A 25444-nucleotide genomic window follows, 5' to 3' on the forward strand; every position below is an offset into this window, starting at 1 on the left:
CCGCGCCTAGTCGGCGTCGAGGGCAGCCTGCACTTCCTCGCTGAGGTCCGCGTTGCTGTAGACGTTCTGGACATCGTCCAGATCTTCCAGCGCGTCCACGAGCTTCATGAACTTGCGGGCACCATCGACGTCGAGGTCAACCTGCATGGACGGCACGAATTCAGCTTCATCGGTTTCGTAGTCGATGCCTGCTTCCTTCAGGGCGTCGCGGATGGCCTGGAGATCCGAGGGCTCCGAGTGGATTTCCCAGTTCTCGCCGCTGTCCTTGACTTCCTCGGCGCCGGCCTCAAGGACTGCCATCAGGATGTCGTCCTCGCTGAGGCCGTTCTTCGGCAGGACAACGACGCCCTTGCGGGCAAAGAGGTAGCTCACGGAACCGGGGTCGGCGATGGTGCCGCCGTTGCGGGAGATGGCGAGACGGACCTCGGAGGCTGCGCGGTTCTTGTTGTCTGTCAGGCACTCGATCAGCAGAGCCGAACCCTGCGGGCCCCGGGCTTCGTACATGATTTCGGTGTAGTCGACGACTTCGCCGGTGAGTCCGGCACCACGCTTGATGGCGCGGTCGATGTTGTCGTTGGGCACCGAAGTCTTCTTGGCCTTGGTGACGGCGAGTTCCAGGCCGGGGTTTCCGGCGAGGTCAGGGCCGCCCATGCGGGCGGCGACTTCGATGTTCTTGATCAGTTTTGCGAACGACTTTGCACGCCGGCTGTCAATGATGGCTTTTTTGTGCTTGGTGGTCGCCCATTTGGAGTGGCCTGACATGCTTTACGCTTCTCCTCTGATCATTCGAATAAAGAGTTCATGCACGCGCTTCTCCCCCGTCACTTCCGGGTGGAAGGAGGTGGCCAGCAATTGGCCGGAGCGCACTGCAACAATTCTAGCCACTCCGTGCAAAGTGGCCGTGTGGCTGGCGTAGTCCGGATCGACCTGTGCCAGAACTTCGACGCCGGGGCCGACGCGTTCCACCCACGGGCCGCGGATGAACACTGCGTGGACTGGCTCTACACCGGATTCGTCGGCACTGAAGTCCAGCCCCTTGAAATCGAGGTCCGTTTCGAAGGATTCGCGCTGGCGTCCAAAGGCATTGCGGCGCACCGTGATGTCGAGTCCGCCGAAGGTCTGCTGGGGAGCTCCCGCGAGGTCGGTGGCCGGGTCGGCGATCTCGTCAGCGAGGAGGATCATGCCGGCACAGGAACCGTAGACAGGGAGTCCTTCTGCAATGCGCTTTTGCAACGGATCGCGGAGCTCAAAGATCCGGGACAGTTTGTCGATGGTGGTTGATTCGCCGCCCGGGATGATCAGGCCATCGATGTCGTCAAGCTCTGCCGGCCGGCGGATACCCACGCCGGTAGCTCCAGCGGCTTCCACGGCATGGATGTGCTCGCGGAAATCGCCCTGAAGAGCCAGTACGCCGATCCGGAGTCCTGAACCCACGCGTGATGAAGCGTCGGAAAGGGGGGTTGTCATTGGACCATCATAGTGCTCCCGGCCCGGCCAGTGGTTGATGCGAACTGTCCCGCACCCGTCCTGCACCGCCGAAGGGCCAGGTTCCATGCCATGACTGGGATATATTACAGAGCATGCTTTCCTTCAGCGTTCCCCTCGGCAAGCTGGTCCGCAGGCTCTCCCGGCTTCGGGGCGGCGGCTCGGCTTTTCCCGGCTTGGTGGTCGAGAAAATCGACCCCGGCTTCATGCAGCGAACGTTGGCTTCCCTGCCGCACGGCGTAGCCGTGGTGAGTGGCACAAACGGAAAAACCACCACTACCAAAATGGTGGTGGAGCTTCTCGAAAGCCAAGGCTTGAAAGTCTTCACCAACCGGTCCGGAAGCAACTTCACCCGCGGTGTCGCAGCTTCCCTGCTGGGTGACGTCGACTGGCGTGGCCGCCTCAAGGCGGATATTGCCGTGCTGGAACTCGACGAAGCCCATGCAGTGCATTTCGTCAACAAGGTCCAGCCACGCTACAGCCTCCTGCTGAACGTCCTGAGGGACCAGCTGGACCGCTTCGGCGAGATCGACAAGACTGCCCGTTTGCTGGAGCACATCGCTTCAAAGACAACCGACACCGTTGTCCTGAACCGCGAAGATCCGCGTGTTGCGCGGATCGCCAACGTCGTCAACAGCCTGGACGCCGTCCACCACCCCGCCATCCGGTACTTCGGCCTGGATGAGTCACTGCGCAGCACGTTCCCCAACGACGACGAAATGCGCACCGGCAGCGGCCCTTCACCGTCCGGAACTTCGGTAGCCGCAGCGCCCGGTGAGGCAGTAGACCTGCCGGCTGCCGACGTCGTGCTCCGCAGGGTCGGCGCGCAGGACGCCGACTTTGAGTTCGACGGCGAGACCGTCAGTACCGCCATGAAGCTCCGCGGGGTCTACAACATTTTCAATGCCGCCGCCGCGTTGTCGCTTACCAGGGCGATCCTTGGCACCGGCCCTGTTGATACGCCCAAACTGGTCAAGGCCCTGGGTGAGGTTGCTCCCGCCTTCGGCCGTGGAGAGAGCCTGACGGTGGACGGGCAGCCGCTTGAGCTGGTCCTTGTGAAGAACCCCAGCGGATTCCGCCTTGGCCTCAAGTCGTTCCCCGCCGGCGGCTATGCCACCATGATCGCCATCAACGACAACTACGCTGACGGCAGGGATATGTCCTGGCTGTGGGACGTGGAGTTCGATTCCCTCCGTGAAAACGGGGTGGAGGTCCTCACGGGCGTCCGGGCGTATGACATGGCCTTGCGTCTTCAATACGACGACGTCCGGTTCGGAGTTGTGGAGCCGGACATCACCGCCGCCCTCCGCACGTTCATTGATGGCTCCCGCGGCAAACCCAAGCGGGTCTTCTGCACCTACACCTCCATGCTCGCCATTCGCCGTGAGCTCGCCAAAATCACCATAGTTGAGGTGGTCTCATGACCTCGGAAACACAGCCCAAGCCGAAAACACAGCCCAGCCCGGAAACGCAGCCCAGCAAGGGCACCATCCGCGTCCTTCAGCTCTATCCCAAAGAGATGAACATCTACGGCGACTGGGGCAACGCCCTGGTCCTGCAGCAGCGCATCAAGTGGCACGGCTACACGCCTGAACTGCTGGAGTACAACGTTGGCGATGAATTCCCCGAAGACATCGACATAGTGGTGGGCGGCGGCGGTCAGGACAGTGGCCAGCTGGTCATCCAGGACGATCTCCAGGCCCAGGCGCCGCACCTCAGGAGAATGGCCGACGACGGTGCCCCCATGCTGGTAATTTGCGGGCTTTACCAACTTTTCGGCAAGTTCTTCAAGACCAGCACTGGCCCTGTGATCCCGGGAATTGGCATCCTGGATGTTGAAACCCACGGCACGGACGAACGGCTGATTGGCAACGTCATCATGAAGTCCACCGAGTTCGGGGACATCCTGGGGTACGAGAACCACAGCGGACAGACCACCTTGGGTCCCGGCGTCGAACCTCTTGGTACGGTGACCAAGGGTGCCGGCAACAACAGTAAGGACGGCCACGAAGGCGCCCGCTACAACAATGTGGTGGCAAGTTATTTGCACGGCTCATTGCTGCCGAAGAACCCGGCGATTGCGGACTTCCTGATCCGGACCGCTGCGGAACGCAAGTTCGGCTCTTTCGTCCCGGGAGCGCCCGACGACGATTATGCCCGTCTCGCGCGCGAACACGCCGCCCGGCGTCCGCGCTAGGACCTATTTCTCCTTGGTGATCAGCAGTTCGTGGGCACCGGCGGAGGCCGCGCCCATGGACTCGACAACCGTCTTGGTGCGTTGATGGGTTTCGGCATCCGCCGCGGGCGAGGCACACACTCCCTGGGGTGCGTCGCTTGCCACTGAGCACCAACGGTAGGGGTCGCGGACAATAACCGACGGCGCCCATGCGAGATCTGACGCGGTCCAGGTGCCGGCAGCGTTCTGACTGAACTGTGCCCGGACCAGGAGACCCTCATTGTTGACGACATACCAGGGGGACAACTCGGTGATGCCGTTGCCCAGTCCGTAGACGATCCAAGTCCCCTTGTAGCTCTCGATCGGGAGCACGGAGTGGGTGTGGTGACCGTAGATCATGGTGAACTGGCCACTGTCCACCAGCGCGTGCGCGACATCGCGCTGCTGGGCGTTGGCTTCGCTGGCGTACTCGTCGCCGGCATGCATGACACCCAGGACAATGTCGGCCCCGAGCCCTCTGGCGCGCGTCGCTTTTGCGATCATTGCGGCTGGATCAAGCTCGTCCACAAGCCACGGATATTCGGGGATCTGCCCGTTGTGGCCGTAAGTGCCGGCGATGACGGCCACCTTGGCAGCATCGGTCTGAAGCATCAGAATCTCTTTGGACGCCGCTTCCGTCCGGTAGGAACCGGTGTGCTTCAGCCCTGCAGCATCCAGGGCGTCCAGGGTTCGGAGCAGTCCTTCGGTCCCACGGTCAATGGTGTGGTTGCTCGCGGTGGTGCACGCCTGGTAGCCGACGTCCTTGGAAGCGGTAGTGATCTGTGGGGGAACGTTGAAGGACGGGTATGCGGAGAAGGGTCCGTCGGGTGTGCCGACAGGGGTTTCCTGGTGGCAGATGGCGAGGTCGCTCTTGCTGATGTAGCGCCGCTGCCCTTCAAGGAGTGGCACGAAGGTATACCCAGGCAATCCCGCGGCTACGGCGTCTGCCCTGGCCTGCTGCCAGAGCTGGGTGTGGACCAGCATGTCTCCCGTCACCGTAATCGAGGTGCACCGCAGTTCCGGACAAGCGGGCCCTTTTCCGGGGGTTGGGTTGGGAGACGGTGTTGTAGTGGGCGATGAAGACTTTGTGGCCGGGGCCGTGGCTGCGTTACTGCCGTCCTGCTGGTTATTTTCGGCGATCACCCCGCAGGCACCCAACGACAGCGCAAGGGCAGCAACGATGGCCAGCTTCAGCCCCGACGCACGCGTGGCGTATGCCCACGACTTTGTGACCTTCCCCATATTTGCCATCCTACGGGCGCTGTAGGCCGGATCAGGGCGCGCCGCTCTTGAGGACACGATTCTTACGTGAAAGAGTCACTTCATGATCAATCCTCTCGTGAGTCCCAGTTCCTTGCCGTACGGGCTCCTACCGTTCGACGGAGTCACAGCCGGGCACTACGCCGAAGCCGTCGAGGCAGGGCTCGCTGAGCACCTGCAGGAGATCAAGCTCATCGTAGAGAACCCGGAGGCTGCGTCGTTCGAGAACACTGCCGTGGCGATGGAACGCTCCGGGAGGCTCCTGCACAGGGCGGCATCAGCGTTCTATACGTTGGTCTCAGCGGATGCCACGGACGACATCAAGGCATTGGAAATCGAATTATCACCCAAGTTCTCCGCCCACCAGGATGCGGTGTACATGGACCGCGGACTCTACGAGCGGTTCGCGGCCATCGACGTGACCGGCCTCGATCCTGAATCAACCCGACTTGTGGAGGAATACCTCAAGGAGTTCCGGCAGTCCGGAATCCAACTCGATGACGACGGCCAAGGCAGGCTGCGCGACGTCAACGCCGAGCTCTCCCGTTTGGGAACCGGGTTTGGCCAACGCGTAAAGGACGCCATGAAGGCCTCGGCCCTGATCCTCGATGACGAGGCGGACCTGGCCGGGCTCCCACCCGAAGACATCGCCGGCGCCGCAGAGGCCGCCAAAGCCGCTGGCCACGACGGTAAGTACCTCATCACCCTCATTCAACCCAGCAACCAGCCGGCCCTCGCCTCATTGGAAAACCGGAGCATCCGCCGTCGTCTTTATGAAGCGTCCCTCGCCCGCGGCACCGACGGCGGGCCGCTGGACGTGCGCGAACTCGTGACAGCTACTGTGCAACTGCGCGCAGAAAAGGCATCCCTCCTGGGGTTCGCCAACTACGCCGAACTGGTGGTGGATCAACAAACCGCACCGGACTTTGCCGCAGTCCAAGCAATGCTTGGCCGCTTGGCGCCCGCCGCGGTGCGGAACGCACAGGCGGAAGCCGACGCCTTGGCACAGTCTGCGGGCCACCCCCTGGAAGCCTGGGACTGGGCTTTCTACTCGTCCCGCGTACGCAAGGACAAGTTCCAAGTGGACGAACAGGCGCTCCGGCCATATTTCACTTTGGACGCCGTACTGCGCGACGGGGTGTTCCACGCGGCCACGCAATTGTATGGTTTGAGCTTCCACGAGCGGGACGACCTGCAGGGCTACCATCCCGACGTCCGCGTGTGGGAGGTCCGAAACGAAGACGGCACCGGCCTTGGCCTGTTCCTCGGCGACTACTACACCCGGGAGTCCAAGCGCGGCGGGGCGTGGATGAACTCCCTCATGGACCAGTCCAGGCTGCTAGGCACCCAATCCGTGGTGATCAACAACCTCAACATCACCAAGCCGGCTCCGGGCGAACCGACGCTGCTCACCCTTGACGAGGTACGCACCGTCTTCCACGAATTTGGCCATGCCCTCCACGGCCTTCTCTCGGATGTCACGTACCCACGGTTTTCCGGAACCTCCGTGCCACGTGACTTCGTGGAATATCCGTCGCAAGTCAACGAAATGTGGATCATGTGGCCCGAGGTCCTGGCCAACTACGCCCGCCATCATGAAACTGGTGAGCCGCTCCCCCAGGAGATCGTCGATAAACTCAACGACTCCCTGCTATGGGGTGAAGGTTTTGCAACCACGGAATACCTGGGCGCGGCGCTGTTGGACCTTGCCTGGCATGTGCTCTCCGCTGCGGATGTACCCGATGATGTGCTGGCCTTCGAGGCTAAGGCCCTGGCCGACGCCGGCGTCGCCCACCCACTGATTCCGCCACGCTACCGGACCGGGTATTTCCAGCACATCTTTGCCGGGGCGGGGTACGCGGCCGGATACTACTCCTACATTTGGAGCGAGGTTCTGGATGCCGACACCGTGGAATGGTTCAAGGAAAACGGGGGCCTCAACCGCGCGAACGGCGATCACTTCAGGGCAGAATTGCTGTCCCGGGGAAACAGCCGCGACCCCTTGGAATCGTTCAGGGCATTCCGGGGCCGGAAAGCCGAACTGGAACCGCTGCTCACGCGCCGGGGACTGAGCTGACAACGACGCCGGGTGGCCACCTCTGTGAGGCGACCACCCGGCGTCTTACTGCTTTTGCTATTTACCAGCCGCGCTCGGCGAGGCGGTGGGGCTGCGGGATTTCGTCGACGTTGATGCCGACCATCGCTTCGCCCAGGCCACGGGAGACCTTGGCAATGACATCGGGGTCATCGTAGAACGTGGTGGCCTTGACGACGGCGGCTGCGCGCTCTGCCGGGTTACCGGACTTGAAGATACCGGAACCCACGAACACACCGTCGGCGCCGAGCTGCATCATCATCGCAGCATCAGCCGGGGTTGCGATGCCACCAGCGGTGAACAGGACCACCGGGAGCTTGCCGGTGGCAGCGATTTCCTTGACCAGTTCGTACGGGGCCTGCAGTTCCTTGGCCGCAACATACAGCTCGTCCTCGGGGAGGGCTGCGAGCTTGGCGATCTCGGCACGGATCTTGCGCATGTGACCGGTCGCGTTGGACACATCGCCGGTACCGGCCTCGCCCTTGGAACGGATCATCGCAGCGCCCTCGTTGATGCGGCGCAGCGCCTCACCCAGGTTGGTCGCACCACAGACGAAGGGAACGGTGAAGTTCCACTTGTCGATGTGGTTGATGTAGTCGGCCGGGGTCAGGACCTCGGACTCGTCGATGTAGTCAACACCGAGGGACTGCAGGACCTGGGCTTCGACGAAGTGGCCGATGCGGGCCTTGGCCATGACCGGGATGGACACGGCGGCGATGATCTGATCGATCATGTCCGGATCGGACATGCGGGACACGCCACCCTGGGCGCGGATGTCGGCCGGGACACGCTCGAGGGCCATGACGGCGACGGCGCCGGCGTCCTCGGCAATACGGGCCTGCTCGACGTTAACGACGTCCATGATGACGCCGCCCTTGAGCATCTCAGCCATGCCCCGCTTAACGCGGCTGCTGCCCGTGACGCTGTTCGCGGACGAACCGGCTTCGTTGCTTACATCTGGTGTAGACACAAAAACCCCTATGGGTAGATAAACGACCTTCTTGCCGGAGCCACGCGCAGCCACACGACCGCTATCAGTGCACACCGGGTTTCAGGTCAAGGTGACCAAGTACTAGTAATAGTAGTCGCACGTTGCAGGGCCGCAGTACATTCATTACTGCCTTTGGGGGCAACAATCAGTGCTGTGGTAGGACGCCTGCACAAATGCGGAAGCGACACTCTGGTCAGATGCCAGTTCCCTCGACCTCGGCCATGGCTTGCCGGTGGACCGTGGCCATTCTTTGGACGATCGTGACCACACTGGCAATGGCAAGCAGGACCAGGGTGGCGAACAGCACGACAGGTGGAAGGCCCAGTCCCGTGAGTCCGGCAATCAGCAAAACAGACGCCAAACGTTCGGCGCGCTCAGCGATCCCAACACTGGCTTGGTAGCCAAGGGATTCGGCTTTGGCCCGCGCGTAGGAGACCACCATTCCCAGGACAAGGCATACGACGGCGGCTGCTCCGATGGCGGGGTCGTGGCCTCCGGTGAAAAACCAGATGGTAAGGCCCGCGAAAATGGCACCGTCAGCCAACCGGTCCAAGGTGGAATCCAGGAAGTTGCCCCACCCCCCGCTCCGTCCTTGCAACCTGGCCATGATGCCGTCCACCACGTCCGAGAAGGCGAAGAAAGCAACCACCACTGAGCCCCACCACAAATGGCCAAGCGGGTAGAGGACCAGTCCGCCGAGAATCACGCCCGCTGTCCCCGCAATGGTGACGGCGTCAGGGGACACACCTATCCTGAGGAGCCAGCGGGCCAGTGGGGTAAAGAGTGAGGTAAAAAAGCCGCGCGCATGCCTATTGAGCATTCGACTCCCCCGGCCAGGCTTCAGCCACAAGCTTGCGGACCTCATCGAGTGTCTGCGTGATGGCCTTGGTCTGGGCGATGATGGGGAAGAAGTTCCCGTCCCCACCCCAGCGCGGAACGACGTGCTGGTGCAGGTGCGCGGCGATGCCTGCGCCACCCGTCACTCCCTGGTTCATGCCCAGGTTGAAGCCACTCGGGTTGGAGACTTTCCGCAGGACGCGCATTGCGGTTTGGGTCAGCTCAGCGAACTCGGCCGTCTCCTCCACTGTGATGTCCGTGTAGTCGGGCACGTGGCGGTAGGGGCAGATCAACAGATGCCCCGGGTTGTACGGGAACAAATTGAGGACCACGTAGCAGGTCTTTCCCCGGTGGACGATGAGGGATTCCTCATCAGAACGGGTGGGTCCTACACAGAATGGGCAATCGTCCTTGTTCTTGAACTGATCCTGCCCGCCTTTGATGTAGGCCATCCGGTGCGGAGTCCACAGGCGCTGGAATGCGTCCGGGACGCCCGCGAGTCCGAAGTCATCTGTTACTTCGGCGTCGCCTGGAATGCCGTCTGCTGCGCCTGTGTTCTCCTGCACCGTCTGTGTCCCGTCCCGTCAGCTCTCGCGGTTCTTGACAGCGTCCACGATCCGGCGGACCGCCTCAGCCACGGGCACGCCATTATCCTGGCTGCCGTCCCGGAAGCGGAACGATACAGCACCGGCTTCGGCGTCCTCTCCCCCGGCGATGAGGACGAACGGGATCTTGTCCTTGCTGGCAGTTCGGATCTTCTTCGGGAAGCGGTCAGAGGAGATATCCACTTCGGCCCGGATTCCTGCAGCCTTGAGCTGGTCCACGACGTCGAACATGTAGTCGTTGAACGTCTCGGCTACGGGAATGCCCACTACCTGGACGGGAGCGAGCCACGCGGGGAAGGCGCCGGCATAGTGCTCGGTCAGGACGCCCATGAAGCGTTCCACAGAACCGAACAGAGCGCGGTGGATCATGACCGGCCGCTGGCGCGTGCCGTCGGCGGCCTGGTACTCCAGTTCGAAGCGTTCGGGCAGGTTGAAGTCCAGCTGGATGGTGGACATCTGCCAGGTCCGGCCCAGTGCATCTTTGGCCTGCACCGAGATCTTGGGACCGTAGAAGGCTGCTCCACCCGGGTCCGGGACCAGTTCCAGGCCCGAGGCGGCGGCGACCTCGGAGAGCGTGCGCGTGGCCTCTTCCCAGGCTGCGTCGTCACCGACGAACTTTTCCTCGTTCTTGGTGGAGAGCTCCAGGTAGAAGTCGTCCAGACCGTAGTCCTTGAGGAGGCCCAGGACGAAGTTCAGGGTAGTGGTGAGTTCGTCCTTCATCTGCTCGCGGGTGCAGTAGATGTGGGCGTCATCCTGTGTCATGCCGCGAACGCGTGTCAGGCCATGGACGACGCCGGATTTCTCGTATCGGTACACAGATCCGAATTCGAACAAACGCAGCGGCAGTTCACGGTAGGAACGGCCACGCGAGCGGAAGATCAGGTTGTGCATGGGGCAGTTCATCGGCTTCAGGTAGTAATCCTGCGCCGGCTTGCGGACGGTACCGTCTTCATTGAATTCGGCGTCCACCTGCATGGCAGGGAACATTCCGTCCTTGTACCAATCCAGGTGGCCGGAAACCTCGTAAAGGTGCCCCTTGGTGATGTGCGGCGTGTAAACGAACTCGTAGCCGGCATCCACATGGCGCTTGCGCGAGTAGTCTTCCATCTCCTTGCGGATGATGCCGCCCTTGGGGTGGAAAACGGGGAGGCCGGAACCAAGCTCATCCGGGAAGGAGAACAGGTCCAGCTCGACGCCGAGCTTGCGGTGGTCGCGGCGTTCGGCTTCGGCAATGCGTTCCTGGTAGGCCTTGAGGGCCTCCTTGGTAGGCCATGCCGTGCCATAGATGCGCTGCAGCTGCTGGTTGTTCTGGTTACCCAGCCAGTAGGCGGCGGAGGAACGGGTCAACGCAAAGGCGTTGGAAATGATTTTGGTGTTGGGCAGGTGGGGTCCGCGGCACAAATCGCACCAGACGCTCTCGCCGCTCTTCCTGTCCACGTTGTCGTAGATGGTGATATCGCCGGCGCCGACTTCAACGTTGACGCCTTCAACAGCGTCGGTTGAGTCGTTCTTCTTCCCCAGCAGTTCGAGCTTGTAGGGCTCGTTTGCCATGGCTTCGCGGGCTTCTTCTTCGGTGACCACCCGGCGAACGAACTTCTGGTTCTGGTTGATGATCTTCTGCATCATCTTTTCCAGCTGACGCAGGTCTTCCGGTGTGAAGGGCTCGGCTACGTCAAAGTCGAAGTAGAAGCCGTCAGTGATGTACGGGCCGATGCCAAGCTTGGCGTCGGGGCGCAACTGCTGAACAGCCTGTGCCATGACGTGCGCGGTGGAGTGGCGCAGAACATTGAGGCCATCGGGGGATTCGATGGTGACGCCTTCGATTTCAGCGTTGGCGGGAAGCACCTGGTCGAGGTCTTTCAGCACGCCGTTGACACGGGCTACAACGACATCGCGGCGCTCGAAGAAGAGTTCCGCGCCGGTAGTCCCTTCCGTCACCTTGGTCTCTTCGCCATCGACGATGAGGGTGATCTGTTGGGCATCTGACACGGGTGTCTCCTATTCATGGTTGAGGCTTCATAGCTTGTGGCGTACGGGGACCACAGCCAGCCATCGTCAATCGTATCGGTTTCGATGAAGGCGGCCAAAGCAGCACGCCGTCACCGGATTCAGCTGCCTAGGCCCGTGATGGCAAGGTTCCGGGAGATCCCGTGAAGAGGTCCGTGGCGCGTGTATTCATCAGGCAGCCCACCTCCCGATGGAAAGAGTTCAGCGTAGGGCAGGGTCTCGGGCTTGCTAAGGTCCCATGCTTTGCTGGCGCTCAGGCTGATTCCCCTGGGACCGGTCCTCCTGGTAGTTCCCCGGATCAGCAACATCCGGGTACCGAACAGCAGTGGACCCGACTCTTCCTGTGCTTCGTGGAAGAAAACAGAGTCGACGCAACCCGTGCCGTCGTCGATGCTGATGAACACCACACGCCGCCCTCCACGCATGGGAGGGGTTTGGGTGGCGACCCGCACTCCAGCCACCAGGACTTCAGTGCCGTTTCGAAGCCCCAGAAGTTTGTCAGCTGTAGTGACTCCGAGCTTGTCCAACAACGGCCTATGGCTCTCCATCAGGTGCTCGCTGACGTCCATTGCCATCAGGTCAAGCTCCGCCCTGACAGTTTCCACCCGGGTGGGGGCCGGCAGTTCCGGGGGCAGGTTCCTCAGCTCAACATCCCCCAGCGCAAACGACAGTTGCCCTTCAATGACATCGGCAGCCTTCCGGGTAGAAGTTGTTTGGAGGGCTTGCAGATGCTGTACGAGGTCTGCGCGGTTTGCTTTTCCGCCGGAATCCCTATGGAGGGCATCAAAGGCCCCCAACTGCGCCAGCCTTTTGATGTTCGGCTTACTAACCCTTGCCCTGGCCCTGAGGTCGGCGAGGGAATCGTAGGGTTGGCCTGCCACGATTCTCTTCAGCTCCGCCCCGGACAGCCCATAGATTCCGGTCAGGCTCAGACGGATGCCGAGCTTGCCGGCGTCAGGGCCCTCCAGGATTTTTTCGACCCGGTATTCAGCATGGCTTCGGTTGATGTCCAACGGGAGGATGGGTATGCCGAGCCGGCGGGCTTCTGCGACCAGGAGGCGTTTGGGATACATCCCGGGATCGTGTTCCCACAGCCCTGCGAGGAAGGCTTCGGGATGATGGGTCTTGAGCCAGGCCGATTGGTAGGTGGGCACGGCAAACGCTGCCCCATGGGCCTTGCAGAAGCCGAAGCTGCCAAAGGCCTTGAGGGTCCCCCAGACCTTGTCCACGACCTCTGGTGGATAGTTCTTGATGGCTTCCTTGCGAAAGAATTTTTCGACGCCGGGTTCGTGGACTTCGTCGCCCAGCGCACGACGGAACTCGTCAGCCCTGTCCAGTCCGCATTTGGTCATGACATCGAATGTTTTGAGGATTTGTTCGTGGAAGACGGTGACGCCATGCGTTTCCTCCAGCACCGGCTTGAGGTCCGGATGCGGATAGACCTCAGGGGCAAAGCCGTGCCTGTGTTCCAGGAAGGGCCGGACCATGTCGGATTTCATGGGCCCGGGCCTGAAGAGGGAAATATCTATGATGAGGTCGTTGAATTCACGGGGCGCCATCTTGCCAATGAGCTCGCGCTGACCCGGGGATTCAATTTGGAAGCACCCCAGGGTGTGCGTGCTTCTGATCAGCTCATACGTGGCCTGGTCATCGAAGGGCACAGCATTGAGGTCGATCCTGCCATCGGGCGCAATATAGTCAGGACCTGAACCATCCGGCCCGATGGGATGCCGGCCGGCTTTCACCACCTCATCCTTGCCCGGATGCAACCGGATAACCTCCCGGACAGCAAAGGCCATGGCACTTTGCATCCGCACGCCCAGGACATCCAGTTTCAGCATGCCCATGGGATCCATGTCGTGCTTGTCGAACTGGCTCATCGGCAGGCCCAAGCCGCTGGGTTGCACAGGAGTGCGGTCCAGGAGCGTGGCGTCACCCAGGATCACTCCACAGGGGTGCATGGAGATGTGGCGGGGCAAGCGGTCCAGCCTTTCAGTCAGGTCCACCAGGAGATCGAGCTGCTGGTTTTCTTCCAAAGCACCCCGTTCCACCCGCCCGGCAAATTCGCGAAGTTCGGGCTTCTCCACCAGCGCCTCACGGAATTTCCGGGCAGAGAACCTCCACAGCTGCTTGGCGATCTCGCTGATCTCACCTTCGTCCATGCCCAATGCCATGCCCGCATCCCGGACTGCGCCCCTTGCCCGGTAACCGTTTTGCATGCTCATGAGGGTGACGCGTTCAGCCCCGAACCGGTCAAAGATTTTTCGATAGACGTTATGCCGTTCGGCACTTTCAACATCAATGTCGATATCCGGCAGAGTTGATCGGCGCCCGGACAGGAAACGCTCGAAGATGAGGTCGTGGCGGATCGGGTCAACCTGGCTGATGTCGATCAAATAATTGACCAGGCTGGAGGCACCGGATCCTCGGGCCGCGACCCGGACCCCCATTTCCAGGATCATCCGTGAGACCTCAGCCACGGTGAGGAAGTAGGAGCCGAACCCAAGGTTTCCAATAATTCCGAGCTCGTGGTCCAACCGCGAGCGCAGCCGTTCTTCAGCCGAGCCACTGATGCCGGGGAATCGTCGGCTGATTCCTGCGTTGCATCGTTCGGACAGTTCGACCATTGGATCTTTTTCGATACCGATGATGGAGGCTTCAGGGACAATAGGCGTTTTCCATCCCATATCGAGGACGGGGTTGATCCGGCATTTGTCGGCGAGGGCTTCAGTGTTGGCAAGGAGTTTATGAAGGTCTGCTTTCCCGAGGCCTGCGGCGCCCATGATTTCCTTGCCCAGTTGAAGCATCTGGTGGGCGTTCTTGAGCCATCCTTGGCCCGTCGGCTGGAGCATTGGGGCGGTTGAGAGTTCGGGGAGGGATTTGAGGGTGCGGGCTGAGTCGAGGACGTCGGCGGTGGCGGCGCCGTCCTGTGCGCAGTAGCGGACGGCGTTGCTGAGAATCGCAGGGACGTTGTATTCCAGCGCCAGTTTGAGCATCCTTACGGCGTGGGCGGTGCTGAGGGGTTCTCCGGGGGCGCTGAGGTGGGTCACTGTTTCGGCAACAATGGTGCCTGGTGGCATGGCGTTGATCCACTCGTTGAAGAGTGTCCGGGGCCGGAGGTATTTGCGTCCTCCCATGGATTGCCCCACATCGGAGTCCGGTCCAATCAGGACCGTGAGGACAGGTTTCAATGTTTGGGGGTCGAGGGTTCGTGAGGCGAGTTCACTTCGGGTGACTGCGACCGGGATGGTTCCACCGGCTTTTCCTGAGGTCCGTGCATGTGCGTCGGAGATGAGGCGGCAGAGTGCCCTGTATCCTGCCCCGTTGTTATTGCCATGGGCAAGGACGACGACGCGGCCCGAGATCCGGGTGCGGTGGTCGCCGTCGTCGTCGAAGACTGCAAGGTCGACCCCCACAATGGGGTCGATGCCCGCGTCCATGCAGGCTTTGATGTGTTTTACGGTTCCGTACAGCCCGTCCCTGTCGGTACAGGCGAGCGCGGTTGCTGAGTCTGCTGCTGCGGCTTGGGCAAGTTCATCGGGCCAGGAGACACCGTAGTGGGCGCTGAAGGCTGTTGCGACGTGCAAGTGGGTGAAGCTCAAGGGTCACGCTGCTTCGTCAGGTTCAACGGCGCGTGCAGGTGCGGCGTCGTGGATGCGGAGTAGCCGCCATCGCCCGCTGCCAAGGTGGCGGACGACGTCGAGGGTGATGGTGTTTTCGAGTTGTACGCGCCAGATTTCGTGGTCAACCAGCCCTGCTCCGCTGCCGATGGGTGCACGGGTTTCCTCTGCCCACCACTTGCGCCGTTCGAACCATCGGTTCGGTTCTCCCGTGACTTTGTAGCTGGTCCCTTTCCATGTGACTTCCAGTGGCTGGCCCTGGTCTGTGCAGATGACGTCCACTGATTCGCTGAACAGTCCCATATCCACACTCCTTGCGCCTGAGTTCGTATTCGAAAGTATGTTCGAATACTTCCAGTTTACGACGCTGTACCGACAAAACCTACTTCGAAGTTTTCGCCTTTCCGTGGGTTCGGGAGACATTCTTTCCCGCTTGCTTCAGCAAGGCATCCCGCGCGGGTTGCCAGCGCTGGGCGAGGGAAATCCTGCCCATCAGGGACGATGCCAACCGCATTTGCTGAGTACGGAGTACACGCTTCCTTTCATACTTGGCGAGCGCTTCCTCTATCGGCAGGTCATTGAGCAGCCCTCCCAGGGTCACGGCATCAATGAGTGCTTCGCAGGCGCCCCTGCCGAGGTTGGGCGTCATGGCGTGGGCGGCATCTCCGATCAATACGACCCTTCCCTTTGCGTAGCGGGCAAGGGCAGGGGTGGTCCAGATGCGTTGGGCCAGCGAATTTTCGTCGGATGCCTGGGAAAGCACCTGCTGCACGGCTGATGAGTACCCGGCATAGCGCCCCCTTGTCTCTTCGAGCGCTTCTTCGACGTCGACCCGCCCTGGACCCAGGTGGGATCTGAAGGAGGCGTACCAGTTGGTTCCGCCCACAGCCGGGGCCATGCCGAAAATCTCGCCCTTGCCCCAGTACTCTCCAACATCCCCGGGTGATGGGACCGTGGGTACTACCCCACGTATGGCCAGGAACGGCGTCGCCTTGGCGGTACTGCGTTTCCCCCATGCAGCTTGGCGAACCACGCTATGGACGCCGTCCGCACCCACCGTCAACCCAGCGGGAGCAGGAAGGCTTTCCACGCGCTCCGTAACCCGGCGCACGACGCCCGGCACGGCGGAGTCCAGCAGGCTGAGCAGCTCGGTCCGGGAGACGCCGAGCAAACCCTCTCCTTCCATGGACAGCACCGGCTTTCCTCCCGGATTCCGGAGGGCGCCCGCGCTAATGACGGAGCCCCGCCCCCTTACTGCACCGAGGATCCCCAACCGGGACAGGGCCCGCTGGGCTTCGGGCCACATCGCCAAGGTTGTTCCGACAGTGGGGAGTTGGGGTCTTTGCTCATGCAGGGTAACCGTGAAGCGTCCGGGATCCAGCCGGGCTGCGAGCGCCAGCCCGGCTATCCCGCCGCCAATAATGTCTACGTTTTCCATGCGGTCACACTACTACTACATTTGTAGTACTACCAGGGGTTGAAGCTAGACTTTCGCCATGGCTGACCGACGCACACTCCTCGCCGACGCAGCGCTCGCCGTTGTCTCCGCGCAAGGCCTCAAAGGACTCACCCACCGCGCCGTCGACGCCCAGGCCGGCGTCGCCGTCGGAACTACCTCCAACTATTTCCGCAACCGCGCCGCTTTGGTGGCAGCCGCCGTCGACCGCGTTGAAGAACAAGACAACCGGCTGCTGCAGCAGGGAGCCCTGGAGGTTCCGACGTCGGTGCCCGCTTTGGCGGGTCAACTCGCCACCGCAGTCATGGCACTCGCGCACGAAAACGCTGAACTGACCCGGACACGGTTCGTCCTGGCCCTCGACCAGCCGGACGCTGTGGCAGCCGGCCATGAACGGATGCTCTCCGCCTTGGCGCAGGTCCTTGAAACCATGGGCATACCCGATGCCAGGGCGCGGGCGGAAGCTGTGGCCGATTACAGCGACGGACTTGCCCTGCACACCCTTACTGCGCGCCGTGGACAAAGCCTTGAGCCCAAAGTCGTGGCGAGCAACATCCAGCGCCTCCTGGAGGGCTAACCGGCCAGGGGGTGGACGGCAGAGGGTCCGCAGAGCAGGATTGTGCCATGAGTACCAATGACGCACTCCTCAAGCAGGTCAACATCTCCGCCTCCGACGAGAACCTGGTGGCACGGTTCGAAATTGACGGCAACATTCCTGGCTCCGGCGCCTACGTCGTGGGCCTTGTTGCTGCCAGCGAAGACTACTCCTCCCAGCGCAGGTTGGGGATCGAGTTCATGAACGGTGAAGCGATCTCGTTCTACTCGTTCAACCACGCACTCAGCGCGGAGGAAAATTACGATATCAAGGGCGTGGAGCACTCCGGCAACGTCATCACGGGCAACTTCCCCATCTCTGCCATTCATGGACTCAGCAAGGGACACGTCATGACAGCGTTCAGCGAAGCAGACGGCCGGGATTTCCAGTCCGGCGTCCCCGTGAACGAAGCGCTCTGACCGCTAGAAGAGCCCTTCCACGGGTTCAATGAGTTCCGGTGAGTTGTTGCGGACATTACCCACAGCGGCACCCACCGGGTCGATGGTCCAATCGGCCGCTGCGTCGTGCGCCCTGGAACGGACCAGTTCCACCAACCCCGCCGCATCCTTTTCGCGCGGATCAAGCCAGGCTTCCATCGTCTCGGTGCTCATAGGCAAGGGAACGCGGTCATGGAGGGCAGTCAGTTCGTCAAACACCGAGGCACTGCGCCGGGTCCGGGCTGATTCGGCCGTCGGGGTGTCTGCGGTCAGGATGGACATCGAAAGCAGCCAGCGTCCCGGGTCATCGGGTGAAGCCGACTGGTCCTTCCACCACTCATACAACCCCGCGAAGACCAGTCCACGCCCGTCCCCCGGGTGCACGTAATAGGGCTGCTTGCTCTTTCCCTCACCCTTCTTCCACTCGTAGTAGCCATCGGCAGGGACCGCACACCGGCGCGCAACGGCGGCCTTCTTGAAGGAGGGCTTCTCCAAGAGGGTTTCACTGCGGGCGTTAATCAGCCTGGCACCGCCCTTGGGATCCTTGGCCCACGAAGGCACGAGCCCCCACTTGGCAACATGCAGCTGCCTTTTCAGGTGATCGTCAACAAGCCTCTCCAGGACAACGGGAACCGCATCAGTCGGGGCAACATTCCACGACTTTTCCAAGGCGATCTCGTTCTCCAGCTCGGCGTCAAAGTCGGCGAGCAGGTCCCCCACCGCACGGGCCATTACATAGCGTCCACACATGCGAACAGTCTGCCCTTTCCCGAAGGAACGCACCAGCGCGGACATGTGATGTCATATGCGCTTCCCTGCCGCACGGGAATTATTCGGTACCGGGTTACCGTTGTCAGGAAGGAACCAACCCGCGAAAACGACCCAAATACTGAGGAGAGCTCTGTGGACTTCACTCCCGACTCCGGCACCATCACCATGTTCTCGACCACTTGGTGCGGCTACTGCAACCGCCTGAAGAAGCAGCTGGACGCCAAGGGCATCGGCTACACCGAGATCAACATCGAAGAAGTCGATGGCACCGCCGAACTCGTCGAGCAGCTCAACGGTGGAAACCGCACCGTTCCCACCGTGCTTTTCCCGGACGGCACGGCAGCGACCAACCCCTCGGCATCCGAGGTTGAGAAGCGCCTGGTCGCCGTATAACCGCTGGCTCCACGCGTAACCGCACCAGGGTCCGCCGGAACAATCCACACGCTGTCTGCCACCTGTGATAGACAGAATGGGAATCCGTAGCGGGCCCTTCTGCAGTTAACCGGGCCCGCTCTCCGCGAGCCCGAAGGGAACCCTCTCCATGGTCCACGCAGTCAAAGGCGTCGTCGTCCGCTCCAAAGGCGCGCCCGCAACCCTCGAAACCGTCTTGGTACCCGAACCCGGACCTGGCGAAGCCCTCGTTGACATCCTCACCAGCGGCGTCTGCCACACTGACCTCCACTACAAGCTGGGCGGAATCAGTGACGACTTCCCGTTCCTGCTGGGCCACGAAGCCACCGGCGTCGTCAGCGCGGTGGGTCCCGATGTCACCGACGTCGCCCCCGGCGACCGCGTAGTCCTCAACTGGCGGGCAGTCTGCGGAAACTGCCGCGCCTGTAAGCGCGGTCAAGCCCAGTACTGCTTCAACACCCACAACGCCACGCAAAAGATGACCCTCGAGGACGGCACCGAGTTGTCGCCGGCCCTGGGCATTGGAGCGTTCATCGAAAAGACGCTCGTAGCTGCCGGGCAGTGCACCAAAGTAGACGCCGACGCCGATCCCGCCGCCGTCGGCCTGCTCGGCTGCGGCGTCATGGCAGGTCTGGGCGCCGCGATCAACACCGGCGGCGTCAAGCGCGGCGACTCCGTTGCCGTCATCGGCTGCGGAGGTGTTGGCGTAGCCGCCATCGCCGGCGCTGCGCTCGCAGGGGCCACCACCATCATCGCGGTGGACATCGACCCCAAGAAGCTCGAACGCGCCAAGGAACTGGGAGCCACCCACACCGTCGATTCCTCTGCCGGGGACCCCGTCGAGGAAATCCGTGCGCTCACCGGCGGTTTCGGAGCGGACGTGGTGATTGACGCCGTAGGAAGGCCCGAAACGTATAAGCAGGCCTTCTACGCCCGCGATCTCGCCGGAACGGTTGTCCTGGTGGGCGTCCCCACCCCCGAGATGACGCTTGAGCTGCCGCTCCTGGATGTCTTTGGCCGTGGCGGCTCTTTGAAATCCTCCTGGTACGGCGACTGCCTGCCCTCCAGGGACTTCCCCATGCTGGTTGATCTTTACAAGCAGGGCAGGTTGGACCTCGATGCCTTCGTCACCGAGCGCATCTCCATCAACCAGGTGGAAGAAGCGTTCGACAAAATGCACCAGGGCGCCGTCCTCCGCTCGGTGGTTGAACTGTGAACGCCGGATCCAACCCCACGATCGATCGCGTCGTAACCTCCGGAACCTTCTCCCTCGACGGCGGAACATGGGAGGTGGACAACAACGTGTGGATCATCGGTGACGCCGACGAGTGCATCGTCATCGATCCAGCCCACGATCCCTCCGCGATTGTCGACGCCGTCAACGGCCGGGCAGTGACAGCCATCCTGCTCACGCACGGCCACGACGACCACATCCGCTATGCCGGCGAATTCCGGGAGCTCACCAAGGCGCCGGTGTACCTGCACAAGGACGACTGGATGCTCTGGCACGATGTCTTTCCGGAAGCCGATCCTGACAACTCCATCGCTGACGGAGATACCTTCACCGTTGCCGGGGCAACACTGGAGGCGATCCACACACCCGGCCACTCGCCGGGGTCGGTGTCCTTCCACCTGCCCAGCCGGGGGACGCTCTTCAGCGGCGATACCCTCTTCCAGGGCGGCCCAGGAGCCACCGGACGGTCCTACAGCGACTTCCCCACCATCATCGAATCCATCCGTACACGGCTGCTGCCCCTCCCCGCGGAAACAGTGGTCCGCACAGGACACGGTGACACCACCACCATCGGTTCCGAGGCCCCGCACCTGGACGAATGGATCGCCCGCGGACACTAGCCCTTAGGGAACGGCTGCGGCCGGCTGCCACCTTTTTCGAGGAGGCAGCCGGCCGCAGCCGTGGCTATTGACCAGCCGTGGTTATTGCCCCGCCGTGGCCATTAACCCAGGAGCGCCGGGAAGTCGCCGTCGAGGACGTCCGCGTAACCACGGTAGGCCTCGATCACGGCGTCCTCGACGGTTTTGACATCCAGGTGCGGCAGCAGGTCGTTTGCCGCACCAGCGGTAGCCGGATCCCAGTCCAGTCCGAGGGCTGCGTAACTGGCCGTCAAAACGTTGCGGATGGGCTGCGAGTTCTCCACCACGATCACTGAACTGAAGAGCCAACCGCCGGAAACCACGCGTTGCGCGGTGCCGATCAGCTTGATCCGGTGCGCAGGAAAGTCCGGGTCCTCACCGTGGACGCTGAACTCACCAGGGCAATACTCCCCCGGGATTTCTCCGACGGCGGCGTGGACGCCAACGCTGCGCAGGGCACCGGCCAGCAAATCGCCAAATTCCGAAAACCGTGCCTTGGCCCGGACGATGGCGTCGGGGTGGGGCTCCACATGATCGATCACCAGCGAGCCTTCGTGGTAAGCAGCCGCCCGTCCGCCGGCTTTGCGGACCAGCGGCTCGAACCCCAACCCGCGGCACGCTTCTTCGGCGGCACCAAAACCCGGCAGGTTCGCATCGCGCTGGCCGAAGGCAACCGTAGGCTTCGGGCGGTACAGACGCAGGGACGGCCCCAACTGACCGCTCCGGGCACGCTTAAGGAGCTCCAAAGCGAAGTCGAGGTCCGCTGCCGCCCCCAATGACTTGGGCTGACGGTATGCCGTCAGCTGTCTACGTTCCGCGACTTCCATCGTGGCCGCGCCCATTAACTCTTCCTCAGGGTCAGGATCTGCTCGGCCCGGCCGAACGGTCCGCTGACGTCGTGAAGCACGGTGGACGTCAGGCCAATGCCGTCTGCGCCGAAGGAGACCTTGTTGTCCAACCCCAACCATTCGCCCGCAGGCGCCCTGTACATGTGGATCTGCAGGTCCAGGTTGGGGAAGATGTAGCTGTTTTCTCCGGGCGGAACGCGGGCGGCGATGCCGTTGGCCGTATCCACGAGTCCCATCAGCCGTGCCAGGTCCGTGCTGTCGTCCCGATCGGTCAGCGGGTGCGAGGTCCGGATCCACACCCTGCCGGAGCCCGGACGGTGCCCCTCGGCCAAGCGCATTTCCAGGGAACGGATGTAGCCACCGGGCCACACGCTGGCGCCGTCCCACGGTTTGCATTCGTCTGGAGCGGGCATCGGTTCATCTTCGACGGCGGCCACAGCGCTGGTGTCACTGGTAACCATTCGCCATGCAGCCGCCCGGATGGCCACCCGGCCCCCTGCTGAAAGTTCGGCCTGGATGAGTTCGATGGTCCGGCCCGGCCTCAGCGTTGAAGTGGTGACCTGGAACTCCCCGCCCGGAATGAGCCCCAAAATTTCATAGCTGATCCGCGCCAAGCGAACATCGTCCCTGGGCTCGTGCCGGACCAAAGCATCAGCGATGATGCCGGAGGCCGGAGCCATGTGCTGTTCATGCGGATTCCAGGCACCCTGGGCGTGGATCGTGGAGCGGTAGCGTCCCGATCCCAACGACTCATAGTAGAAATCGCCGTCCGCCAAATCCGGTAATGCAGTAGTCAAACCTAAGCCTTTCGCCGATCCAGCTGTAGAACTCAGACCACTGTATCCGCTGATTTGGCCGCTGCCCGACGCCGCCGGAACACGACAACCCAGACCACAACCGCCGCCAAAGTGGCAACGCCCAACGCGGCACCCACAGGCGACGCCGCAGCCACCGCCAACCAGGCCTCCAAGGCAGCCAGACCAATGGTCGCGTACAGCAATGCCCAGACCACGGAGCCGACAACGGCTGCAGGGAGGTAACGGCGCAGCGGCATACGGGCCGCGCCGGCTGCCAGGTTGATGGCCGTCTGCAGGCCTATCGTCAGGAAGGAAAGCACGACGGCGTACGGACCCCAACGCTGGATGAGCGCTTGGGCCCGGGCTGCTTTGGGTCGTTCCAAGGAACTGCCGAAACGGGTGTGCGCGAACCCTGCAACCGCTCCCCGGCCAATCCAATACGTGACGTTGACGCGGATCATGACAATGGCGAAGAGCGCCGCGAGGGCGACGCCGAAGGGCAAGCTCATGATCTGGTCCACTCGACTTAGGCTACCCTAAGCACCCGCCCACCGCGGATTCGGTCCACCGGGTTCGTCCGGAGGAACCCTAGGATGGGTCCATGGATCTCCGCGACGCCGCCCAGGAGCTGTACGCCGTCATGCCTCGCGACTTCACAACGCAGCGCACAGCCTTGGTCCGGAAAGCCAAAGACAACGGCCAAAAGGAGCTGTCGAAGGAAATCAGCAGCCTTCCCAAGCCAGCTGCCGGAGCCTGGGCCATCAACATGCTTGCCGTTCACAAACCCGAGGTGATTGACGGCGTCGTACGTTTTGGCAGTTCTCTCCGGGCCGCGCAGGAAGCGTCGGACGCTGGGGCTTTTCGCGAACTCGGACAGAAACGCCAAGGCGAACTGACTGCGGCCGTGCATGCAGCCAAAGACCTGGCCGCCGAGCTGGGAGCGCCGCTCAGCGCAGCAGCGGCTGCCGACGTCGAACAGACCTTGAGGGCAGCGATGGCTGATAGCGGAGCCGCGACAGCCGTGGCGACTGGCAGGCTGGTGCGGGGGCTGAGCAGCAGCGGGTTCGAAGCAGTCGACCTCGACGGCGCCGTTGCGGCTGCCGGTCCCGAGGACGCTGCACGCCCTGCCTCGAAAGTGCCGGAGCAACAGGTGCACACGCCAAATAAGCGGGATAAACCGGAACCTGCCAAGAAAACGCGGGCGCCCAAGAATGCACCCCAGGACGAAGCTACGTCCCTGGCCGAGCGTCGGGCAGCCAAACGGACGGCAGCGCTGGAGGAAGCCCGCGCCGCGTTCGATGCTGCCGATCAGGAGGCGCGGGAAGCGGAACAAGCGGCTGCCTCGGCGTGGGAGGCCGTGAAGGAACTGGCCGATCGTCGTGCGGGGGTGAAGGCAGACATCGAGGAAGCCAAGCGCCGCCTGGCGGAGCTGGAAGCCGAACTGATCGGCATCACCAGAGACACGGACACCGCCGAATCCAAGAAGAAGCTAGCAGTCAGGGCCGCGACCCAGCAACGACGCACCGCGGACCAGGCGCAAAGACGCGTAGAGCGATTGGGCTAGTCCTTCTTCCTGACCAGGGACTTTTGCAGGTGATGGGTCGCGGGACCTTCCAGGTATTTTCCTTCCGGAGTGAAGCGCGATCCGTGCAAAGGGCAATCCCAGGTCTTCTCGGCGTCGTTCCACGTCAACAAGCCGCCAAGGTGCGCGCAACTGCCCGAGACCCTGCAGACCTTCCCATCCACGGTGGACACCGCCGCCGGTTCACCCTTGTAAAGTCCGACGACGCCGCTCCCCTCTGGCGGGCGGGTTTCGTCAGTGATTTCCGGGTTGTTCTTGACCTTGGATTTGTCCTCCACCATCCGACGGGCAATGTCCGCGTTGTGCCGGATGGCTTCGGCCGCCCCCTTGGGCGAGGTGACGCGGTGGTGGATGGTGGTAGCCCAGTCCGAGTGGCCACCCAGAATCTCGGAGGTGATGGCCAAGGCAGCGGCGACCCCGTTGCTCATGCCCCATTTGTTGTATCCGGTTCCGAAGAAGATCCGGCCCTTGCCGCGGGGAAGCTTGCCGAAGAACGGCATGAGATTGGTCGCCTGGTAGTCCTGGGCGGACCACGTATGGGTGACCTCGGCCCCCGGATAATGCTGGCTGGCCCATCCGAGGAGATCGTCCAGATGTTGTCGTGGCGACGTCGCCCGGCCACCGGCGTGCCCGTATCCGCCCACCAGCAACAGTTCCGCGTCGGCTGCCGGGTAGGTGCGTTGGGACCTCGTAGGCGAATCAATGGAGAGGTACATACTCGGGGGAATGGCGCCCGGCACTCTCAACGCTGCCGCGTAGGACCGGTTCGGCTCCAGCTTGGCAAAGTACAACCCGCGGTTCAGGATAGGTGTGCCTGTCGCCAGGACCACGGTGTCGGCGGTGAAACTGCCTTTCCTGGTGGTGACGCTCAGGGGACGGTCGCCGCTGACGTTTTGAACTTGCACCCCTTCAACAACCAGGCCGCCGTGTTCACGGATATCCCGGGCCAGCGCGTCCAGCACCTCCATCGGATGGATCTGCGCTTGGCCTTCAAGTTCCAGCGCCTCCACCACCTTGAAAGGCAGGCCGGCATCACGGCTGAAATGGACGTCCAGACCTGCGTCCCGGGAGACCGCAGCTTCCTTGCGGAGCCGCTGGCCGCCGTCGTCGGTGGTTGCGAAGGTGATGGCTGTCCGTCGCTGGAACGGGACAGCTTGCTGTTCCATGTACTGGGTGAGCCACGCCTGCCCCGTCCTGTTGGCCTCCACATACGCCTGCACCACCTTCAGCGGGTACTGGCTGCGCAGGGCTGACAACGCGCCGCCTTGCAAGAGGCTCAACTTTCCGGTGGTGTTTCCAGTGGTCACGGCACCCAGGGTTCGGGCTTCGAAGACCACCACCCGTTGGCCGGACCGCGACAACAGCAGCGCGGCTAGCATCCCGGTGATGCCCGCTCCCACCACTATCGAGTCAAAGTGCTTCTCCTGTGGGACGGGGTCGGATTTGAAGTCTGACTCCCTGTCCAACCACAGTGATTTCATCGAACAACCTGCCTCTCAATTCACGGAATTGGCTCCTGGCATGTGTTGATGGAAACGGTAGGCGGCTCGCTGGTGCTTA

24 protein-coding genes are annotated in these 25444 nt (G+C 62.4%); 9 read left to right on the plus strand and 15 right to left on the minus strand.

Annotated elements, in window-relative coordinates:
- Positions 1-6 precede the first annotated feature (6 nt).
- Together QRM57_RS04885 and pdxT are read right to left on the minus strand one after the other, a co-directional pair.
- Positions 7-762 carry a YebC/PmpR family DNA-binding transcriptional regulator gene (locus QRM57_RS04885; RefSeq protein ID WP_167265987.1) on the minus strand — a complete coding sequence of 252 codons (756 nt, stop codon included), beginning with the start codon at positions 760-762 and terminating at the stop codon, positions 7-9.
- Positions 763-765: 3 nt separating this feature from the next.
- Positions 766-1467, minus strand: coding sequence for a pyridoxal 5'-phosphate synthase glutaminase subunit PdxT (pdxT, locus tag QRM57_RS04890; RefSeq protein ID WP_284985776.1), 702 nt, complete (start codon positions 1465-1467; stop codon positions 766-768).
- Between the two features lie 113 nt (positions 1468-1580).
- On the opposite strand from pdxT, the gene QRM57_RS04895 reads away from it, so the two are divergent.
- Together QRM57_RS04895 and QRM57_RS04900 are read left to right on the plus strand one after the other, a co-directional pair.
- Complete coding sequence (locus QRM57_RS04895; protein WP_257367980.1) at positions 1581-2909, plus strand: Mur ligase family protein; 1329 nt, start codon at positions 1581-1583, stop codon at positions 2907-2909.
- Entirely contained in the window at positions 2906-3682 is a 777-nt protein-coding gene (locus tag QRM57_RS04900; protein ID WP_284985777.1) for a type 1 glutamine amidotransferase, read from the plus strand. Before QRM57_RS04895 ends, QRM57_RS04900 begins: the two co-directional genes overlap by 4 nt.
- A gap of 3 nt (positions 3683-3685) precedes the next feature.
- Here QRM57_RS04900 and QRM57_RS04905 read toward each other — a convergent pair whose 3' ends face one another.
- Complete coding sequence (locus tag QRM57_RS04905) at positions 3686-4951, minus strand: CapA family protein (protein ID WP_284985778.1); 1266 nt, start codon at positions 4949-4951, stop codon at positions 3686-3688.
- Between the two features lie 73 nt (positions 4952-5024).
- Between QRM57_RS04905 and QRM57_RS04910 the strand changes: the two genes are divergently transcribed.
- The gene (locus QRM57_RS04910) at positions 5025-7037 is read left to right on the plus strand and encodes a M3 family metallopeptidase (protein WP_284985779.1); all 2013 of its coding nucleotides are present in this window, start codon (positions 5025-5027) and stop codon (positions 7035-7037) included.
- 61 nt (positions 7038-7098) lie between these two features.
- On the opposite strand, the gene pdxS is transcribed toward QRM57_RS04910, so the two are convergent.
- The 7 genes from pdxS to QRM57_RS04945 form a co-directional block, all read right to left on the minus strand.
- On the minus strand, positions 7099-8025 hold the full coding sequence (pdxS, locus tag QRM57_RS04915) for a pyridoxal 5'-phosphate synthase lyase subunit PdxS (protein WP_257367976.1): 927 nt from the start codon (positions 8023-8025) through the stop codon (positions 7099-7101).
- 214 nt (positions 8026-8239) lie between these two features.
- The gene (gene pgsA / locus QRM57_RS04920; RefSeq protein ID WP_257367975.1) at positions 8240-8866 is read right to left on the minus strand and encodes a phosphatidylinositol phosphate synthase; all 627 of its coding nucleotides are present in this window, start codon (positions 8864-8866) and stop codon (positions 8240-8242) included.
- Positions 8856-9449 carry an HIT family protein gene (locus QRM57_RS04925; RefSeq protein ID WP_235520796.1) on the minus strand — a complete coding sequence of 198 codons (594 nt, stop codon included), beginning with the start codon at positions 9447-9449 and terminating at the stop codon, positions 8856-8858. The genes pgsA and QRM57_RS04925 overlap by 11 nt, the downstream gene beginning before the upstream one ends.
- 18 nt (positions 9450-9467) lie before the next feature.
- Positions 9468-11477 carry a threonine--tRNA ligase gene (gene thrS / locus QRM57_RS04930; RefSeq protein ID WP_257367973.1) on the minus strand — a complete coding sequence of 670 codons (2010 nt, stop codon included), beginning with the start codon at positions 11475-11477 and terminating at the stop codon, positions 9468-9470.
- 119 nt (positions 11478-11596) lie between these two features.
- Entirely contained in the window at positions 11597-15097 is a 3501-nt protein-coding gene (locus QRM57_RS04935) for a DNA polymerase III subunit alpha (protein ID WP_284985780.1), read from the minus strand.
- A 3-nt stretch (positions 15098-15100) separates the two neighbouring features.
- A complete protein-coding gene (locus tag QRM57_RS04940) occupies positions 15101-15418 on the minus strand; it encodes a DUF6504 family protein (RefSeq protein WP_235520801.1) in 318 nt (105 codons plus the stop codon).
- Between the two features lie 79 nt (positions 15419-15497).
- Positions 15498-16553 (minus strand): FAD-dependent monooxygenase, encoded by a 1056-nt coding sequence (locus QRM57_RS04945; RefSeq protein WP_284985781.1) that lies wholly within the window; start codon positions 16551-16553, stop codon positions 15498-15500.
- Positions 16554-16611: 58 nt separating this feature from the next.
- On the opposite strand from QRM57_RS04945, the gene QRM57_RS04950 reads away from it, so the two are divergent.
- Together QRM57_RS04950 and QRM57_RS04955 are read left to right on the plus strand one after the other, a co-directional pair.
- Positions 16612-17148: a TetR/AcrR family transcriptional regulator gene (locus QRM57_RS04950; protein ID WP_284985782.1), complete on the plus strand. Its 537-nt coding sequence runs from the start codon at positions 16612-16614 to the stop codon at positions 17146-17148.
- A 47-nt stretch (positions 17149-17195) separates the two neighbouring features.
- On the plus strand, positions 17196-17585 hold the full coding sequence (locus QRM57_RS04955; RefSeq protein ID WP_235520807.1) for a hypothetical protein: 390 nt from the start codon (positions 17196-17198) through the stop codon (positions 17583-17585).
- 3 nt (positions 17586-17588) lie between these two features.
- On the opposite strand, the gene QRM57_RS04960 is transcribed toward QRM57_RS04955, so the two are convergent.
- Positions 17589-18335, minus strand: coding sequence for an SOS response-associated peptidase (locus QRM57_RS04960; RefSeq protein ID WP_284985849.1), 747 nt, complete (start codon positions 18333-18335; stop codon positions 17589-17591).
- Between the two features lie 171 nt (positions 18336-18506).
- On the opposite strand from QRM57_RS04960, the gene QRM57_RS04965 reads away from it, so the two are divergent.
- From QRM57_RS04965 to QRM57_RS04975, 3 genes are all read left to right on the plus strand, one after another.
- Positions 18507-18767, plus strand: a complete 261-nt coding sequence (locus QRM57_RS04965; protein ID WP_091467878.1) for a mycoredoxin — start codon at positions 18507-18509, stop codon at positions 18765-18767.
- Positions 18768-18915: 148 nt separating this feature from the next.
- On the plus strand, positions 18916-20001 hold the full coding sequence (locus QRM57_RS04970) for an S-(hydroxymethyl)mycothiol dehydrogenase (protein ID WP_284985783.1): 1086 nt from the start codon (positions 18916-18918) through the stop codon (positions 19999-20001).
- Positions 19998-20639, plus strand: coding sequence for an MBL fold metallo-hydrolase (locus QRM57_RS04975; RefSeq protein WP_284985784.1), 642 nt, complete (start codon positions 19998-20000; stop codon positions 20637-20639). The genes QRM57_RS04970 and QRM57_RS04975 overlap by 4 nt, the downstream gene beginning before the upstream one ends.
- Before the next feature lie 101 nt (positions 20640-20740).
- Here QRM57_RS04975 and QRM57_RS04980 read toward each other — a convergent pair whose 3' ends face one another.
- From QRM57_RS04980 to QRM57_RS04990, 3 genes are read right to left on the minus strand one after another with little or no spacing between them, the layout of a single operon-like run.
- Positions 20741-21499, minus strand: coding sequence for a lipoate--protein ligase family protein (locus QRM57_RS04980; protein WP_257367967.1), 759 nt, complete (start codon positions 21497-21499; stop codon positions 20741-20743).
- Entirely contained in the window at positions 21499-22302 is an 804-nt protein-coding gene (locus QRM57_RS04985) for a thioesterase family protein (RefSeq protein WP_284985785.1), read from the minus strand. Before QRM57_RS04985 ends, QRM57_RS04980 begins: the two co-directional genes overlap by 1 nt.
- A gap of 32 nt (positions 22303-22334) precedes the next feature.
- A complete protein-coding gene (locus QRM57_RS04990; protein WP_284985786.1) occupies positions 22335-22811 on the minus strand; it encodes a DedA family protein in 477 nt (158 codons plus the stop codon).
- Positions 22812-22903: 92 nt separating this feature from the next.
- Between QRM57_RS04990 and QRM57_RS04995 the strand changes: the two genes are divergently transcribed.
- The gene (locus tag QRM57_RS04995) at positions 22904-23866 is read left to right on the plus strand and encodes a hypothetical protein (RefSeq protein WP_284985787.1); all 963 of its coding nucleotides are present in this window, start codon (positions 22904-22906) and stop codon (positions 23864-23866) included.
- Here QRM57_RS04995 and QRM57_RS05000 read toward each other — a convergent pair.
- Complete coding sequence (locus tag QRM57_RS05000) at positions 23863-25365, minus strand: FAD-dependent oxidoreductase (RefSeq protein ID WP_284985788.1); 1503 nt, start codon at positions 25363-25365, stop codon at positions 23863-23865. The genes QRM57_RS04995 and QRM57_RS05000 overlap by 4 nt on opposite strands.
- Positions 25366-25444 lie beyond the last annotated feature (79 nt).

It is taken from the genome of Arthrobacter sp. fls2-241-R2A-172 (assembly GCF_030208885.1).
Taxonomy (GTDB): Bacteria; Actinomycetota; Actinomycetes; order Actinomycetales; family Micrococcaceae; genus Arthrobacter.

Coding starts and splice junctions, on each gene's coding strand:
- QRM57_RS04960 (WP_284985849.1), bottom strand. CDS start 18,335: ATGGCCCGTGCGGTGGGGGACCTGCTCGCCGACTTTGACGCCGAGCTG.
- QRM57_RS04910 (WP_284985779.1), top strand. CDS start 5,025: ATGATCAATCCTCTCGTGAGTCCCAGTTCCTTGCCGTACGGGCTCCTA.
- QRM57_RS04895 (WP_257367980.1), top strand. CDS start 1,581: ATGCTTTCCTTCAGCGTTCCCCTCGGCAAGCTGGTCCGCAGGCTCTCC.
- QRM57_RS04885 (WP_167265987.1), bottom strand. CDS start 762: ATGTCAGGCCACTCCAAATGGGCGACCACCAAGCACAAAAAAGCCATC.
- QRM57_RS04995 (WP_284985787.1), top strand. CDS start 22,904: ATGGATCTCCGCGACGCCGCCCAGGAGCTGTACGCCGTCATGCCTCGC.
- QRM57_RS04900 (WP_284985777.1), top strand. CDS start 2,906: ATGACCTCGGAAACACAGCCCAAGCCGAAAACACAGCCCAGCCCGGAA.
- pdxT (WP_284985776.1), bottom strand. CDS start 1,467: ATGACAACCCCCCTTTCCGACGCTTCATCACGCGTGGGTTCAGGACTC.
- QRM57_RS04980 (WP_257367967.1), bottom strand. CDS start 21,499: ATGGGCGCGGCCACGATGGAAGTCGCGGAACGTAGACAGCTGACGGCA.
- QRM57_RS04905 (WP_284985778.1), bottom strand. CDS start 4,951: ATGGCAAATATGGGGAAGGTCACAAAGTCGTGGGCATACGCCACGCGT.
- QRM57_RS04955 (WP_235520807.1), top strand. CDS start 17,196: ATGAGTACCAATGACGCACTCCTCAAGCAGGTCAACATCTCCGCCTCC.
- QRM57_RS04990 (WP_284985786.1), bottom strand. CDS start 22,811: ATGAGCTTGCCCTTCGGCGTCGCCCTCGCGGCGCTCTTCGCCATTGTC.
- QRM57_RS04945 (WP_284985781.1), bottom strand. CDS start 16,553: ATGGAAAACGTAGACATTATTGGCGGCGGGATAGCCGGGCTGGCGCTC.
- QRM57_RS05000 (WP_284985788.1), bottom strand. CDS start 25,365: ATGAAATCACTGTGGTTGGACAGGGAGTCAGACTTCAAATCCGACCCC.
- QRM57_RS04940 (WP_235520801.1), bottom strand. CDS start 15,418: ATGGGACTGTTCAGCGAATCAGTGGACGTCATCTGCACAGACCAGGGC.
- QRM57_RS04970 (WP_284985783.1), top strand. CDS start 18,916: ATGGTCCACGCAGTCAAAGGCGTCGTCGTCCGCTCCAAAGGCGCGCCC.
- QRM57_RS04950 (WP_284985782.1), top strand. CDS start 16,612: ATGGCTGACCGACGCACACTCCTCGCCGACGCAGCGCTCGCCGTTGTC.
- pgsA (WP_257367975.1), bottom strand. CDS start 8,866: ATGCTCAATAGGCATGCGCGCGGCTTTTTTACCTCACTCTTTACCCCA.